Raw genomic sequence first — 15763 nt, forward strand, 5'->3', positions numbered from 1 at the left:
AGCAGGAAGTCGTTCACCACCATGCCGATGTCTGTGGGCAGCAGCTTGCCTTTCTCGTTGCCCACGGTCTCCGTCTTGGTCTTCTCGCTCACCACGTTGCCGTGGAGAACGTCTACGATATACTGTCTCTCCTCTCCTTTCTTGTCGCCCTTCTGCACATACTCTCTCTGCTGTATGGTGCTTATGGTCGGGGCGTATGTTGACGGGCGGCCTATGCCCAGCTCCTCGAGCTTGTGCACGAGGCTTGCCTCGGTGTATCTCAGCGGTCCCTGGCTGAAGCGCTGTGTGGCAGTAACCTCGCGGCGCTGCAGCGTCTGTCCCTCGGTCATCGGGGGCAGTATGTGTGATGTCTCCTCCTGGTTGTCGTCATCGTCGAACGACTCGCGGTAAACCTTCAGGAATCCGTCGAACTTGACTACCTCGCCGTTGGCCACAAACTGCTCTTCCGTTCCGTCGATGCTTATCGTCACGGTGGTCTTCTCTATCTGCGCGTCGGCCATCTGGCATGCTGCCGTGCGCTTCCATATCAGTTCGTAGAGGCGCTTCTCCTGCTGCGTGCCGTCTATCTCGGTGTTCTCCATGTATGTGGGGCGTATGGCCTCGTGTGCCTCCTGCGCGCCCTTCGAGTGGGTGTGATACTGGCGCGGCTTGCTGTAGTCCTCGCCCCAGAGCTTTATTATCTCCTCCTTGCTCGAGTTGATGCAGAGCGACGACAGGTTGACAGAGTCGGTACGCATGTAGGTTATGCGTCCGTTCTCATACAGATGCTGCGCCACCATCATGGTCTGCGACACGGTGAAGCCCAGCTTGCGGGCTGCCTCCTGCTGCAGGGTTGACGTGGTGAACGGGGGCGCCGGTGTGCGCTTCAGCGGCTTCTTGGTTATCGCGCTGACGGTGAATCCGGCTGTCTTGCACTTCTCTAAGAATGCCATCACCTCGTCGTGCGTGCTGAAGCGCTTGTCGAGCTCGGCCTTCAGCTCCGACATAGAGCCGTCGGGTGCCTCAACGCCGAATATGGCGCTCACACGGAAATAAGGCTCGCTCTTGAACGCCTGTATCTCGCGCTCGCGCTCAACGATGAGCCTTACGGCAACGCTCTGCACGCGTCCTGCCGACAGGGCCGGCTTGACCTTGCGCCAGAGCACGGGCGAAAGCTTGAAGCCCACAAGGCGGTCGAGCACGCGGCGCGCCTGCTGCGCGTTGACAAGGTTCATGTCAAGGTGGCGCGGATGCTTTATGGCCTCGAGTATGGCGGGCTTTGTTATCTCGTGGAACACGATGCGGTTGGTCTTCTCCTCGTCAAGTCCGAGCACCTCGCAGAGGTGCCATGATATGGCTTCTCCCTCGCGGTCCTCATCGGATGCGAGCCACACCTTCTCAGAGTTCTGCGCGTTGTTCTTCAGCTCGGTTACGAGTTTCTTCTTCTCCTCAGGTATTTCATAGTCGGGCTGAAGAGTGTCTATATCTATGCTGAGTTGCTTTTTCTTCAAATCGCGTATATGTCCGTAGCTTGACATAACTTTGTAGTCCTTGCCCAAAAACTTTTCTATCGTTTTGGCCTTTGCCGGACTCTCGACAATTACAAGATTTTTCTGCATCACGGTTTATATTTTCAATTAGGGCGCAAATGTAAGCAAAACTTTTTCATACACCTTATATAATAGGCTATTTTTCTGTTTTTTTAGTTTTTTGCATAACTTTTAAGTATTTTACACGTATCAATATGTAAAACCTCCCGGCATAGCTGCTGCGGGCATCTCAGGCATGAAATATGTTTACATATATGCGCACGAAGGCAGGGCCCCGGCCGCACGTTTTGCAAAAGACGGCAAAACGCACTGCAAAAGGTGGCCTTTCGCCTTGTAAAAGACGGTCTTTTGGAAGCTAAAAAGCCGCCTTTTGCAACACACTGAAACTCAATATGTTGCAAAGGGCGGCTGCCGTATCCCGACGTCAGTGCTGCCGTCAGCGTCTGTTTCCGTCGATGTTGAGATACTCATAAAGGCCCTGGCGCACAGAGCGCAGGCCGAACAGCTCTGTGTGGATGTCCTCGGGGGCTATCCACATACACTCGGCGGCGTCGTCCATGGCCTTGAGCTGCGACGCGTCTTCCACCTTGCAGGCAAAGAACATGTCGAGCGTCTGTATGTCGAGCCCCGAATAGCGGTATACGTTCGGCAGGCTGAACAGATAGCGTGCCTCGGTAACGGTGAGCCCGGTTTCCTCCTTCACCTCGCGCATGATGCTCTCCTCGGCCGTCTCAAGCACGTCGGCAAATCCGCCGGGCAGGTCGAGCGTGCCCTTGGCAGGCTCGTTGTTGCGCTTCTCTACCAGCAGCTCGCCCTTGTCGTTGGTGATGAATGCCACCACGGCGGCCGCCGGATTCATGAAATACTCAAAGCCGCAGTTGCTGCACTTCTTGCTCTTCTGCGTGTCTTTCTCGAAATGGGAGCTGCCGCAAACGGGGCAATACTCAAACTTTTCCAATAGATTCATATCTCTGCGTTTTACATTAAAAAAGCTCCACGGCCGCGCAGGGCCGTGAAGCTTGATATAGTCTTTTTACCAATTGTCTGTGCGGAAAGGCAGCAGGGGCAGCCCGCCCATGTTGGCCACGTTGCCCAGCTGGAAGTTCTTGAAGCAGTAGCGCACGGCCACGGGAGCCTTAACCTCAGGACAGGTTACTACTATGCCCCTGGCGTTGTCGTAGCTTGCCTTGGCTGGATGAAACACCTTGTCGGCGCCGGCCACCTCAAATCCCTGCATGTCGTCAAGACGGCTTACGCCTCCGTAGTCGTTCTTCAGCCTTATGCAGCATGTGTCGCCCTCTATCTTAAGCTCCTTAAACTCAGGGCTCTCGCACAATATCGTCTCCTGTCCGTAGGTCTTGTTCAGCGCAAGGAAAGCCAGGCGCTCGCCCACCTTCTGCTTCTGTGCGGGATGAATCTGGCGCGCCTCCCACGGATACACGCAGTCGTTGGTGCACACAAGGCCGCTGTTGGGTATTATGTCGCGCGCCCTCACCTGCTGCTCGCGCAGCTTTGCGCCCCAGTCGGCGTCAACGTTTCCGTAATCGTAAGGTGCTATCTGAACGAAGTAGAACGGTATCTCGCCGCAGCCGAAGGCGTCGCGCCACTGCCTTACCAGCAGCGCAAGGCGGTCTGAATACTGGTTGCCCGGGTCGCCGACGTTAGAGCATCCCTGATAGAAGAGAATGCCTTTCACGGTGTACTTCAGTATCGGACTGAACGTGCCGTTGCCCCACATCAGGGCGCGGTGATAGTCGGCAGGATACTTCTTCACTATGGCCTGCGAGTCAACAGGCTCGTCGGTATACTTCTTCAGGTTCTCCTTTGTCAGCCAGCTCTCCACCTTCGAGCCTCCCTTGTTGGCCATGATAAGGCCCACGGGCACGTTGAGCATGCGGCTCACCTTGCGCGCAAAGAAGTAGCCCGTGGCACTTGCGTCGCCCACCGTTGCGGGGCTGCACACCTTCCACTCGCAGTTGGCGTCGCTGAGCGGCGTCATGCTCATCACGCTCGGTATCTTCACGAAGCGCACCAGCGATGAGTTGACCGCATCGGCCACCACGTCGTTATATCCCTCCACGGGGCAGTTTTCAAATCCCTTTATGGGCATCTCCATGTTGCTCTGTCCGGCACACACCCACACTTCGCCTGCAAGCAGGTTGCTGAGGGCCACCTCGCCGTCGCCGTCGTCAAACCTTACTGTGAGCGGCTTGTTGTCAGCCTTGGGCGTCTTCACCGTCAGCTGCCATTCGCCCTTGCGGTCGGCCTTTGCCGAATAGGCATCGCCGCTCCACGACACGCTGACCTTCACCGTAGAATTAGGCTTGGCACTGCCCCACAGGCGCACGTCGGCATCCTGCTGGATCACCATGTTGTCGCCCAGGACATGAGGCAGCCTGACCTTTGCCTGCATGCCTGCGTGCATCAGGAACAGGGCTGAAATCATTAAAAATAGTTTACGCATAATCTGTCTGTTTTATATTTTGTTATAATAATCAAACAGACTGCAATATTACAAAAAAAATCAGTATATTTGCAAAAACGCCTTGAATAAATTAACAAAAAACAAGGCATTAACAATCATTCCTTACAACAATGACACTGAAAAAACTATTATTTGCGGCAGCGATGCTGGCATTGAGCCTCAACATGAGCGCACAACAGAGTTATGAAATAAACCTTTGGCCCAACGGTTCGGCCGTGAAGAGCAGCGACGCGGGCGACACGGCAAAGGTCAAGGTGTTTCTTCCTGAAAAGAAATCGGCCACGGGACGCGCCGTGGTGATATGCCCCGGAGGCGGCTACCAGCATCTGGCCATGAACCATGAGGGCTACGACTGGGCGCCGTTCTTCAACAACATGGGCATAGCTGCCATCGTGCTGAAATACAGAATGCCGCACGGCGAGAAGGATGTGCCAATATCTGACGCCGAGGAGGCTATCAGACTGGTGCGCCGCAACGCCGCCAACTGGAACATAAATCCCGACGACGTGGGCATAATGGGCTCGTCGGCAGGCGGCCATCTGGCATCTACCGTTGCCACGCATGCAGCCAAGGACGCGCGCCCCGACTTCCAGATACTGTTCTATCCGGTGATAACCATGATGCCCGACATTACCCACAAGGGCTCGCACGACAACCTGCTGGGCAGCAACGCAAGGAAAAAGGACGAGAACAGCTACAGCAACGACCTGCACGTGTCGCGCATGACGCCGCGCGCATTCATAGCCCTGAGCGACGACGACCGCGTGGTGTTGCCGGCAAACGGAGTGAACTACTACATTGAACTCTACCGCCACGACGTGCCGGCCACGCTCCATGTATATCCATCGGGCGGCCACGGATGGGGCAACCGCGACAGCTTCAAGTATCACAACGAGATGCAGCTCGAGCTGAAGGCATGGCTCAGGAGCTTCTGACAACCGACAGACACAGCGGCCCGGCGAGCCGGCAAGCATGAGCGGGGGCACAAGACATAACGGAGCCGGCGGACAGCAGCACGACAACAGACCGTGCACAGGCTGTCCGCCGGCTCTTTTGCGTCATATATGCGGCATCAGCATGCCCCGGCGGCAGCGCTCCTGAAGCGCCTGCGGGATGCGAAATGAGGGGCAAGACGGCGGATATTTTGTTAAAACGAAACATTTTTTCGCTTTTTTATGTCAGATAAGCTACAATCTAAACAGAAAAACATTATATTTGCAGATGTTACTTTCAACACAATGCTTATGAAAAACCTGAATATCTTTACGATGCTTTTGCTGGCATTCGCAATGTCGGCCCTGACCGCATGCAGCGACGATGAAGACTTCAACATACCCATACCGCAGCAGATGACGGCGGAATATGTAACCGCTACTCTCAACGGAAAGGGTTGGACGCACGTTGAGTCGCACGAGATAAAGAGCAACGGAACGTTCGAGAAAGAAGAATACTGGAGCGGTCTGGTGGGCGCAAGTCCTTCGGATTACTCGTTCAGCGGCGACAGCGTAACCACCTACTCGTACATCGACGCCTACCCTATAAGCGGATACCGCAAGAGGAGCTACACCTACGACGAAGGCTCCAACAGCCTCATGGCCGACGGAAAAGAGATGTTCAAGATAATCTCGCTCAACGAGAACGAGATGAAACTGATAAAATACCAGGCCATCGACGGCAACGGAAAGAAGATTTATGTCTACTCGACATACAGGGCAATGAGCAGCACCGAACTTGCAGAATGCATAAAGGGCCATCCCTACGACCTCGACTCGCTCAACGACAAGTACCCCACTCTGCCTGAACAGATGAGGATAACGAGCGAATATTTCAGCCGCTACGCCGTGGGAAGAGGATGGAAATGCACCGAGGCGCACAGGATGGAGATGTCCGGAAGATACGACGTGGCCAACATATACAGCGACAACGGGCAAGACATGGCATACAGCTGCTTCATCGCCGCCGACACCATAACATGGATGACGCAGCAGGGCGAGGCTGCGGCAACGGCCAGCGAGAGCATCAGATACACGTACAGGGCAAACAGTTTCCAGCTTGCCGCCGATGCCGACAGGGGCTTCAGGATAATCACTCTCAACGACCACGAAATGAGAATAATCAGAAGACTGCAGGGAAACAACGGCGAAGGTGCCACGGAACTCTACTGCATCTACCGCAGGATGACGCCCGAAGAGCTCAAGCTGTATATGGCAGAGACATAAGGCAGAAGACGCTCCGGCGGCAACCGGAACAGCCGCGACGGGCAAGCCGCCGACAAGCCTGATATTCAACGACTTACGAAAGGCCATCTTTTAGCTTCTAAAAGGTGGCCTTTTAGCGTGCAATATGTGGTCTTTCAGAAGGCAAAAGGCCACCTTTCGGAAAACGGCTGCACACAGGCCATATCCCGACAGCATGAAAGGCGGCAGAATGCAGGTTGTTTTCGGGCATACGAAAACAGACATGACAGCATGCAGAATGCGGCACGGGTATAGTTAAAATAAGAATTAATAAGTGTTTTAACCATAAAAAACGCCGGTAAAACAAAAATATGGCGAAAAAAGAAACGGATTCTCAGATATTTTTAGTTACTTTGTATCAGATACAGAAACTATCCGTATCTTACGAACAAGAGTTTTAAACAACTAAAAAAGAGTATTATCATGACAAAGTTGAAAGAAGTTTACCGCTGTGCCGTATGCGGCAACATAGTAGAAGTTATGCACGAGGCAGGAGGCACACTGTCGTGCTGCGGACAGCCCATGGAGCTGCTTACAGAGAACACCGTTGACGCTGCTACAGAGAAGCACGTGCCCGTTGTAGAGCCTATCGAGGGCGGCTACAGAGTTAAAGTGGGCGAAGTTGAGCACCCGATGCTCGAAAACCACTACATCGAGTGGATCGAACTGGTTGAGTGCGACAAGGTTCAGCGCAAGCACCTCAAGCCGGGCGAGAAGCCGGAGGCTGTGTTCTACACCGACTGCAAGAACGTGTACGCACGCGAATACTGCAACCTGCACGGACATTGGAGATCTAAATAATCACAATATCATGCTCACACGGAGGCCCGACACTCGCTGTCGGGCCTCTTTTCGTTGTTACCCCAACTTTGCAACCGGGTTGCATCGCATATCGGCTACCTTTGCATCAGTAAAAAGACAAACTAAAGACAAAGGACATGGTAACCAAGAAATTTCAGAAACCGATAATCTCCTTCTTCATGCTCATGGCCGGAATATGCTTCACCGAAGGAGGAGCCGTAATCTTCAACAACGGCATTGTGCGCCTGGCATGGTTCATCCTGGCGTTCCTGCCCGTAGGACTCGGCGTGATGCGCGAGGCATGGGAGTGCGCAATGAAGAAGGAAGTGTTCAGCGAGTTCATGCTCATGACAATAGCGTCGATAGGCGCCTTCATCATAGGCGAATATCCCGAGGCTGTGGCCGTGATGCTGTTCTACTGCGTGGGCGAGACACTTCAGGACATGGCCGTCGACAAGGCGCGCGACAACATACGCAGCCTGATGGAGTTTCACCCCAAGATGGCAGTCATAGTAAGGGGCAATCATAAGGTGGCCGACAAGCCCGAAAACGTCATTCCGGGCGAAATCATCGAGGTTAAGCCGGGCGAACGCGTGCCGCTCGACGGCATACTGACAAGCGGCGACGCTGCCTTCAACACGGCTGCGCTTACCGGCGAGAGCATGCCCCGCACCATTGAGAACGGCCACGAGGTGCTTGCCGGCATGATAGCCACGGAGAGCGTGGCGCGGATAAAAGTTACACGGCCCGAGAGCGAGAGCGCCGTGGCACGCATACTGAAGATGGTCGAGGAGGCATCGGAGCGCAAGGCGCCTGCCGAACTCTTCATACGCAAGTTTGCAAGGATATACACCCCTGCCGTAATAGCGCTGGCAGCGCTCACCGTCATCGTGCCTTACATCTGGTCGGCAGCAGGCACCGGGTTCGTCTACGACTTCAGCACATGGTTCTACCGCGCACTGATATTCCTCGTTATATCGTGCCCCTGCGCCCTCGTCATAAGCATACCGCTGAGCTATTTCGCAGGCATCGGCGCGGCATCAAGGCACGGCATACTGTTCAAGGGCGGCAACTGGCTCGACGCCGTGACGCATATCGACACCGTGGTGTTCGACAAGACGGGCACGCTGACGCGCGGAGTGTTCTCCGTAACTAAGGTCTGCGGCAACGACACAGGCAAGCTGCTGGCCACCGTGGCGGCTATGGAGCGCAGCAGCAACCACCCCATTGCCAAGGCAATAACAGCCTATGCAGGCGACAGGACGGCAGAGGTGAGCGACGTGAAAGACCTGCCCGGCTACGGCATGACGGCCACGGCAGGCGGCGACAGATGGCTTGCCGGAACGCTGAGGCTGCTCGACCGCGAGAACGTAAGCTATCCGGAGGAGCTGAAGAGCGTGCCAGAGACCATCGTGGCATGCGCCAAGAACGGCCGATATGAGGGCTACATACTACTTACAGACACGCTTAAGGACGACGCGGCAGAGGCCGTCAGAAGGCTCAGGGAGTGCGGAATAAGCCGCATGGACATACTTTCGGGCGACAAGCAGGCACTCGTAGACAAGGTGGCAGCCGAGACTAAGGTGGACAAGGGATATGGCGACCTGATGCCGGAGGGCAAGGTAAGGCATATAGAACAGCTGCAGCGCGAGGGCCGCAACGTGGCTTTCGTGGGCGACGGCATCAACGACGCGCCTGTGCTTGCACTGAGCAACGTGGGCATTGCCATGGGTGCTATGGGCTCAGACATGGCCGTCGAGACGGCAGACGTGGTCATCCAGACCGACCATCCGTCGAAGGTGGCTGAGGCGATAAGGGCCGGCAAGCGCACCGTAAGCGTGGTAAGGCAGAACATAGTGATGGCCATCGGCATAAAGGTGGCAGTGATGCTGCTCGGACTTGCGGGCATGGCAAACCTCTGGGGGGCTGTGTTTGCCGACGTGGGCGTTGCACTGCTGGCCGTGCTCAACGCCACAAGGATATTCTTCGGCAGAGCGGCCGGAGAGCGCAGCGGCGCAAACAGAAATAATGGCCACTAAATTTTGCTTTTCGGACAAATAGAGTTATTTTTGCACCGAAATGGCATCTGAACAATACTATATAGACAAACTGAAGCACCGCGGCATAAAGCCGACGGCCACACGCCTGCTGATTCTGCGGGCGATGTTCAGGGGCGACGAGACGGTGTCGCTGCCGCAGCTCGAGAAACTGCTGCCGACGGTGGACAAGAGCACCATATCGCGCACTCTGTCGGTGTTTCTGATGAACCGCCTCATACATGTGGTGGACGACGGAAGCGGCAGCCTTAAATACAACGTATGCAGCGACGACTGCGACTGCGGAGTGGAAGACGAGCACACACACTTCTACTGCGAGAACTGCCAGCGCACGTTCTGCCTGAAGCGCATACACGTGCCCGTGGTGAGCCTGCCGGGCGGTTTCGTGCTCAACAGCATCAACTACGTGATAAAGGGCCTGTGTCCTGAATGTGCAGAGAAGCTCGGGCGCAAATAGAATGAAGACATAACAACAGTTAAGGGCGGAAAGACCGCATGCCGCGCAGGCACGCATCTTTCCGCCCTTAATGCGTATTTACAGCGGCAGCGCCGCCCCGTTGTTATCTTGCAGCGAAGTAAACGCCCTCGTTGACAGCCATTCTTGCCTCATAAAGGCCCTGCTTGTCGAGCGTAACGTCCATGGTCTTGCCGCCCGGCAGATATATCTGCGCAGTGTCGTTGCCCTTCATCTTGAGCAGCACGGTTGTGGTTCCGTCTTTCTCAACGGCCCAAGTGTTGTCCTTCTCGTTATATGTAAAGTTCATCACATTGCCGTCGGCATCCTTTATCTCGTATCCGTCCTTGAGCGTGGTAACGGCATACAGCTTGCCGTCGCTGCCCATGATGCTCTCCGTCTTGCCTACATTCTCGGCCAGAGGATTCGAGCCTGACCAGAACTCGATGGTGTTAAGGACAAGCAAGTCGGCCGTTCCGCACAGCACGTAGGCGGGCGAAATGACTATGAAGATAAGTTCGTTGAGGAACTTGTTGCCCGTAGCATCCTTGTTCCAGTCGAGCACTTTGTTGAATAGGCCGAACGAACCTATGCAAGAACTCATGACCACTGAGGCAATCATGATAAGAAGAAAAGATTTTAATGTTTTGTTGTACATGGTTTTCTTAGTTTAAATGAATTAACAGGTTACAAATCTAATACAATAATTTAAAAAACGTGGATATGTAGTAATAAAAAATATGAAAAACCGAAAAATTAGTCATTTTAATCTACGAAAAATGTTCTTGCTGTATTTGTTTACAAAGGGTTTACACGCCGCACCGTGCGCAGCTGCACAGCCTCTAATACCTTCTGCCGCAGCCATTCGGCACCGCTGCCCGGTGAGAATGTTCCTGAACTACGGGCGACATGCCGCCGACGGCTGACCGGCCAAGGCTGGCAGCGGGTTAAACTGTGTTAAAGCAACATGAGCCGCAAATCCGGTTAAGGCTCTCAGAACGGCCATGCCGGGCACGAAAGCGCGGTCAGGACTGAAAAACAGGCGTTTTTGTGTTAAATGCGTAACCGCCTGACTGCATGTCACTTACGCCTTACGCCGCATCAGGAGCAATGCTGCTGCCGTGCAAAAGGTAGCCTTTCGTCATGCAAAAGACGGTCTTTTACATGGCAATATACGGCCAACTGCATGGCAAAAAGCAGTGAAACGGGGCGCAAAACATGGCAGATTTGACTGTAAAAGGCGGTGAAATGGGAAAAAAACGGCCATAAACGGCTGTGAGGAGTGTTATAAAACGGACAGCGGAATGTCTCAAACGAAAATTTATTTTGTAAAGAAACGCGAAAGCGCAAGAGTTAAAAAATCGAAAGCCGGCAGCGTTTCCGGGCGTGTTGGCACGATGAAACCGCAAGAAAATCGGCTCAATCAGGCAGCCGGACAGGGCCTCATTGAGCCGTTATGTCTACAGATAGAGCACGCTCTCGGTGCCCATGTTGAACAGCAGGTCGAGTATGCTGAGGTTAGGCTGAAAGCCGTGGCGCTGCTCATACACCTGATAATATCTCCTGGGAGCGAACATCGGGTCGGGCATGCTGTGCTTAGGGCGTATGGCGTCGCGGTAGTCGTCGATGCCCATGCCTTCGGCCTCGTCGCTGAACATGTAGCCCTCAGTAGGCTCCACATGAGGCTCTATGTCGATGAGTTCGCACATTTTGGCGCATATCTCAGCGTTGAAATCGTAAAGGAAGGTCCACTCTTTCTCAAAAAACGGCCTGATGTCGTCGGCATAATACTCAAAGAACGGCGACTCGCCGTAGGCGCTCATCAGCGCGTTCCAGTGTATGTGGCGCCAGTTGCCGTGGTTGCTTATGCGCACATCCTTCATGAGGCACTTTGGCACCTGTTCCTGTTCATCGGGCCGTTGGCCGTCGGCGGTGCGCTCCACGGGCACCGTAAGGGCCTGCAGGCCGTTGGCGGTGGCTATCACGCAGCGGTTGCGGTAGGTCTGTTTGATGAAACTGTCGTAAGCCTCAACCCTGACTTTGTCGTATCGGTTGAGTTTCTGATACCATTGTACGGGGCCGAAATAGGCCGATGAAAGCAGTGCTTCTGACATGATATGGGGTGGATTTGTTGTTTCTTTAAATGTTTGCTGTTATCTTAATGCGCCATTTCAACGCCTCAACGCGGCTGTCTGCCGTCATAAGAATGGCGGCCAAGAGCGCCTCAGACGGCTGGATTAAGCCCGGCAGTGCAGTTATTCTGCGCCAAGGGGTCTGGGCTTTCTTATGAGCTGCATGTTGCGTCCGGGGCGCAGACACTCGTAGAACGGCAGCGAAGGGTCGACAGAATAGAGCAGCACCGACACCTTGCCGATGATGTGTGTCTCGGGAACAAAGCCGAAGAAGCGCGAGTCGTATGGCTCTGAGGGACGGCCCGAACTGAACCAGTAGTAGTCGTTGCCGAAGGCTGCGCAACGTGTCTCTGCTCCGTCCACGATAAGGCGGCCGTCTGCAATCTCTGCGTTGCGCCCCTCGTATCTGTTATACAGAAAGCAGAGCAGGCGCATGTTGCTCTCGCTCACCTTTACAATGTGGTCTCTGCCGGGCACCATCAGTCTGACGCCGTCGGCCATGACGGTGTCGCCGGGCACGCCAGTGCAATAGCAGGCGCTTACAGGAAGACTTGTGAATGGAAGGGATGAGTCGGCCGGACAGTTGAAGGCCACGAGGTCGCCGCGCTCAACGGGCGATGGCATCCAGCGCGTGTATCTGAAGTAAGGACCGCCGCCCGTGCGCAGGCCATAGCTCCACCTGTTTACCAGCACGCGGTCGCCACTGACAAAGCAGGGTTCAAGCCCTGAGCCGCTGACCGTGTAAACGGTAAACACCAAAGCGCGGAAAGCCAACATCAACAAGATTGTGACTATCAACGCCATCACAAACTTGAGCGCACTTCTCATAGTCCTTAGGATTAAGAGTTATGAAGCAAGAGTGAAGAAGTAAGGCGCAGACCCGTCGGGCGGATGCTTGCCGGCCTCTCTTTACGGCCTTGTTATTTGCCGATGCGGCAGATGCCGTGGCGCGTCAAGACGCTGCCTGCGCCGTGCAAACGGGCCTTACGGCCGGCGCCCTACTTCCTTTCTCAGTTCAAAATCCTTAATATATTGCTTTTATTTTATATTATCAACAAAACGGAACAGGCGGCTCCAGCGCACCTTTGAGAATCCGCTGCGGTCGGGATCGCTGCTCCACCAAATGAAGATAGGCTTGCCCACAATGTGGTCTTCAGGCACAAAGCCCCAGTAACGCGAGTCGGCCGAGTTGTGGCGGTTGTCGCCCATCATCCAGTAATAGTCCATCTTGAACGTATACTTGTCTGTCTGCTTGCCGTTGATGTATATCTTTCCGTTCTTGACTTCAAGCTGATTGCCCTCATACACACGTATAGGACGCTCGTAAACGGCAATGTTCTTCATGTTGAGAGTTATGGTCTTGCCCTTCTGCGGAATCCATACCGGACCATAGTTGTCGCGTGTCCATCCCGTGTAGGCGTTCAGCGGATAGATGTCTCCCACGGTAGCCTCGGTGTTAAGGGCTATGCTTGCCACGAGGTCGCGGCGCTTTGCCAGTGCCGTTGCGGCCTTCTTGGTCAGCGGCATGTATCCGTTCTGGTTAAGACTCGTAAGGTCTTCCATGCTTATTCCCAGCTCATGCATGAGGTCATCGGGCAGCGGCTGATTGAGCTTCACGTTGTATGTATACTGCACATTGTCGGGTTCCTTGTTGGGTTTGCCGTCGAGATACACTATGCGGTCCTTTATCTGGAGCGTCTGTCCGGGCAGACCAACGCAGCGCTTAACATAGTTTTCGCGGCGGTCAACGGGCCTTGAGATTATCGAACCGAACTCAGGATGGTTGTCGAGGATGTAGTTTCGTCCGATGTTATACACTCTGTTGTACCAGTCGCGCTGCTGCTGCGGAGTGAGTTTCGACATGTCTGGATGGTCCATTATCAGCTGACTGCCGTAAGAATAGCACATCTGATAGTAGTCGGCAGCCTGATACTGCGGGTTAGACACGAGCGTATCGCCTGCCGGATAGTTGAACACCACGATGTCGTTGAGCTCAACCTTGCCCAGGCCTTTTGCTCGGCGATAGTCCCACTGCGGCCATTCGATGTACGACTTGCAGCCGAACACGGGCAGCGTGTGCTGTGTGAGCGGCATGGTGAGGGGCGTCTGCGGTATGCGCGGACCATAGCTTACCTTGCTCACGAAGAGGTAGTCGCCGGTGAGAAGCGACTTCTCGAGCGACGAAGAAGGTATGACATAGTTCTGGAAGAAGAACAGGTTGATGAAATAAACGGCCACGAGGGCGAACACCAAGGCATCTACCCACGACATGATGAAGCGCACGGGGCGCTCTGAGTCTTTCCACCACTGCCAGCGTATCTTCTTTGTTATGTAGACGTCGAAGATAAACGGAACGACGATAAGTCCGAGCCAGCTCTCAAGCCAGTAGAGGAAAATGAGATACAACAGGGTTACAACGGCAAACTTGGTCCATTGCACCTTCATATTAAGTTTTTTCTTTTCTTTGTCAATCATTGGTGTAAATATTTATTGTTTAGTAGTTAAAGGAGTTAAAAGTAGTTATCGCCGTACAAGTACGGCTTAGGAGTTAAAATCATTACCCTTGAGGATTATTATTGATATAAATAATCACATACACATTGTACACGTGCAAAAAGCCTTTAAGGCTAATGACTTTAACTACTTAGCAGGCACAGCCTGCGATAACTTCTTTAACTACTTTAACTCCTAAAGTTTAAAACTTAAACATATCACTTATCGTCAGCAGTCCGCTGTGCTGTGCCGTATATTCGGCTGCGAGCACTGCTCCCAGGGCAAAGCCCTTGCGCGAATGGGCGTCGTGAGTGATGGTTATGCAGTCGGCCTCGCTGTCGTATGCAATGGTGTGTATGCCCGGCACCTCGCCGCGGCGCACCGAGTCGATGCGCAACTCGTTGTCGGCGCAGTCGGCAGAGCCTTCTATATGGCCGTCGGGAGCCGTCAGAGTGCCCTTCACCCAGCTGTCCTTGCGGTCGAGATTGTCTATTATCTCCTCGGCAAGAGTTATCGCCGTGCCGCTCGGAGCGTCGAGCTTATGCACGTGGTGAGTCTCCTCCATTGTAACCGAATACTGCGGAAATCCGTTCATTATCTTTGCCAGATAGCGGTTTACGGCCGAGAATATGGCCACGCCTATACTGAAGTTAGAGGCCCAGAAGAGGGTCTGTCCGCCCTCGGCGCACATCTTTCTGACATCGTCGCCGTGGTCTTTCATCCATCCCGTAGAGCCCGACACCACCTTGACGTTGTGCGCAAAGGCCCTGAGATAGTTGCCGTAGGCGGCAGTAGGATTGGTGAACTCGATGGCAACATCAGCCGAGGCAAAGGCCTCGCTGTCGAAGTCCTGCTGGTTGTCGATGTCGATTATACTTACAATTTGGTGGCCACGGCCAAGGGCTATCTGCTCAATCATCTTGCCCATCTTGCCATAGCCGATAAGAGCTATTTTCATAATTAAATCGCGATTTAAATCATCTGCAAAGATAACATAAGTCAGAGAGAAAACAAAATAAAAGAGTTTTTTTAATTCTGCATAACTTATTTTTATGCGCGCAACACGCTGCCACACCGCCACTTGCGCCGATATAAGCCCCCGGCACGGGCCTACAGACAAGGCCGAAACAGCCGCACAGGGCACGCAACGCCGGCTGCCGGCGGCCATAATGAAGGCAGAACGCACGCCAACGGCATCCGCCTTTTGTAACACACTGTGGCTCAGCGCGTTGCAAAAGGCCGTCTTTTAGCTTCTAAAAGGTGGCCTTTCAGCGTGTAAAAGGGCACCTTTTGCAATGCAATATGCCGTCTTTTGGAAAACGGAAGGTAACGAGGCTTACCGCTTACGGCATGATAAGGGACTGCGGCTCGGCTAAGGGCAAGGAGCGGCCGCAAGGCTTTGTGATAAAAGAACAAGCCCTGACGCTTCTGAAATGGCGTCAGGGCTTGTTTCATCAGGCATCAATATGATGCGTTATTCGTAAAGATAGAACATGCGCTCCATCATCTGCCACTTCTGGTCTGACGTGGCGTCGGCGGCGCAGTCCTGAAACATTGCCACATGTTCTTCCCATT

At 53.9% G+C, this 15763-nt stretch carries 14 protein-coding genes and 1 pseudogene; 6 read left to right on the forward strand and 9 right to left on the reverse strand.

Annotation, left to right across the window (positions count from 1 at the left end; translation table 11 throughout):
• From topA to QVO66_RS13390, 3 genes are all read right to left on the reverse strand, one after another.
• The coding region (gene topA, locus QVO66_RS13380) for a type I DNA topoisomerase (protein WP_288172907.1) at window positions 1–1598 on the reverse strand (1598 nt) is incomplete at its 3' end.
• A 367-nt stretch (window positions 1599–1965) separates the two neighbouring features.
• Window positions 1966–2496 (reverse strand): NUDIX hydrolase, encoded by a 531-nt coding sequence (locus QVO66_RS13385; RefSeq protein WP_021856013.1) that lies wholly within the window; start codon window positions 2494–2496, stop codon window positions 1966–1968.
• 66 nt (window positions 2497–2562) lie between these two features.
• Complete coding sequence (locus tag QVO66_RS13390; RefSeq protein WP_021856014.1) at window positions 2563–3993, reverse strand: sialate O-acetylesterase; 1431 nt, start codon at window positions 3991–3993, stop codon at window positions 2563–2565.
• A 131-nt stretch (window positions 3994–4124) separates the two neighbouring features.
• On the opposite strand from QVO66_RS13390, the gene QVO66_RS13395 reads away from it, so the two are divergent.
• The 5 genes from QVO66_RS13395 to QVO66_RS13415 all read left to right on the forward strand — a co-directional run bounded on the left by QVO66_RS13395 (window position 4125) and on the right by QVO66_RS13415 (window position 9566).
• Window positions 4125–4949 carry an alpha/beta hydrolase gene (locus QVO66_RS13395; RefSeq protein ID WP_021856015.1) on the forward strand — a complete coding sequence of 275 codons (825 nt, stop codon included), beginning with the start codon at window positions 4125–4127 and terminating at the stop codon, window positions 4947–4949.
• Between the two features lie 309 nt (window positions 4950–5258).
• Window positions 5259–6233 (forward strand): hypothetical protein, encoded by a 975-nt coding sequence (locus tag QVO66_RS13400; RefSeq protein WP_288172908.1) that lies wholly within the window; start codon window positions 5259–5261, stop codon window positions 6231–6233.
• Window positions 6234–6674: 441 nt separating this feature from the next.
• The gene (locus QVO66_RS13405) at window positions 6675–7052 is read left to right on the forward strand and encodes a desulfoferrodoxin (protein ID WP_021856017.1); all 378 of its coding nucleotides are present in this window, start codon (window positions 6675–6677) and stop codon (window positions 7050–7052) included.
• Window positions 7053–7189: 137 nt separating this feature from the next.
• Entirely contained in the window at window positions 7190–9091 is a 1902-nt protein-coding gene (locus tag QVO66_RS13410) for a heavy metal translocating P-type ATPase (RefSeq protein WP_021856018.1), read from the forward strand.
• A 40-nt stretch (window positions 9092–9131) separates the two neighbouring features.
• Entirely contained in the window at window positions 9132–9566 is a 435-nt protein-coding gene (locus QVO66_RS13415; protein ID WP_021856019.1) for a Fur family transcriptional regulator, read from the forward strand.
• 103 nt (window positions 9567–9669) lie between these two features.
• Here the strand turns inward: QVO66_RS13415 and QVO66_RS13420 are convergent, their stop codons facing one another.
• The 5 genes from QVO66_RS13420 to dapB all read right to left on the reverse strand — a co-directional run bounded on the left by QVO66_RS13420 (window position 9670) and on the right by dapB (window position 15146).
• On the reverse strand, window positions 9670–10221 hold the full coding sequence (locus QVO66_RS13420) for a DUF3332 domain-containing protein (RefSeq protein ID WP_021856020.1): 552 nt from the start codon (window positions 10219–10221) through the stop codon (window positions 9670–9672).
• An 802-nt stretch (window positions 10222–11023) separates the two neighbouring features.
• Complete coding sequence (locus tag QVO66_RS13425) at window positions 11024–11677, reverse strand: WbqC family protein (RefSeq protein ID WP_021856021.1); 654 nt, start codon at window positions 11675–11677, stop codon at window positions 11024–11026.
• 141 nt (window positions 11678–11818) lie between these two features.
• Window positions 11819–12523, reverse strand: a complete 705-nt coding sequence (gene lepB, locus QVO66_RS13430; protein WP_021856022.1) for a signal peptidase I — start codon at window positions 12521–12523, stop codon at window positions 11819–11821.
• A 210-nt stretch (window positions 12524–12733) separates the two neighbouring features.
• Window positions 12734–14170, reverse strand: a complete 1437-nt coding sequence (gene lepB / locus QVO66_RS13435; protein WP_021856023.1) for a signal peptidase I — start codon at window positions 14168–14170, stop codon at window positions 12734–12736.
• A 220-nt stretch (window positions 14171–14390) separates the two neighbouring features.
• Entirely contained in the window at window positions 14391–15146 is a 756-nt protein-coding gene (gene dapB / locus QVO66_RS13440) for a 4-hydroxy-tetrahydrodipicolinate reductase (protein ID WP_021856024.1), read from the reverse strand.
• 344 nt (window positions 15147–15490) lie between these two features.
• Between dapB and QVO66_RS13445 the strand changes: the two genes are divergently transcribed.
• Window positions 15491–15658 carry a hypothetical protein gene (locus QVO66_RS13445; RefSeq protein ID WP_288172909.1) on the forward strand — a complete coding sequence of 56 codons (168 nt, stop codon included), beginning with the start codon at window positions 15491–15493 and terminating at the stop codon, window positions 15656–15658.
• Between the two features lie 4 nt (window positions 15659–15662).
• On the opposite strand, the pseudogene QVO66_RS13450 reads toward QVO66_RS13445, so the two are convergent.
• Window positions 15663–15763 (reverse strand): annotated as a pseudogene (locus QVO66_RS13450) (L-rhamnose mutarotase); the annotation flags it as partial.

Origin of the sequence: Prevotella sp. CAG:255 (assembly GCF_000431195.1) — a bacterium.
In the GTDB taxonomy this organism is placed as follows: Bacteria; Bacteroidota; Bacteroidia; order Bacteroidales; family Bacteroidaceae; genus Prevotella; species Prevotella rara.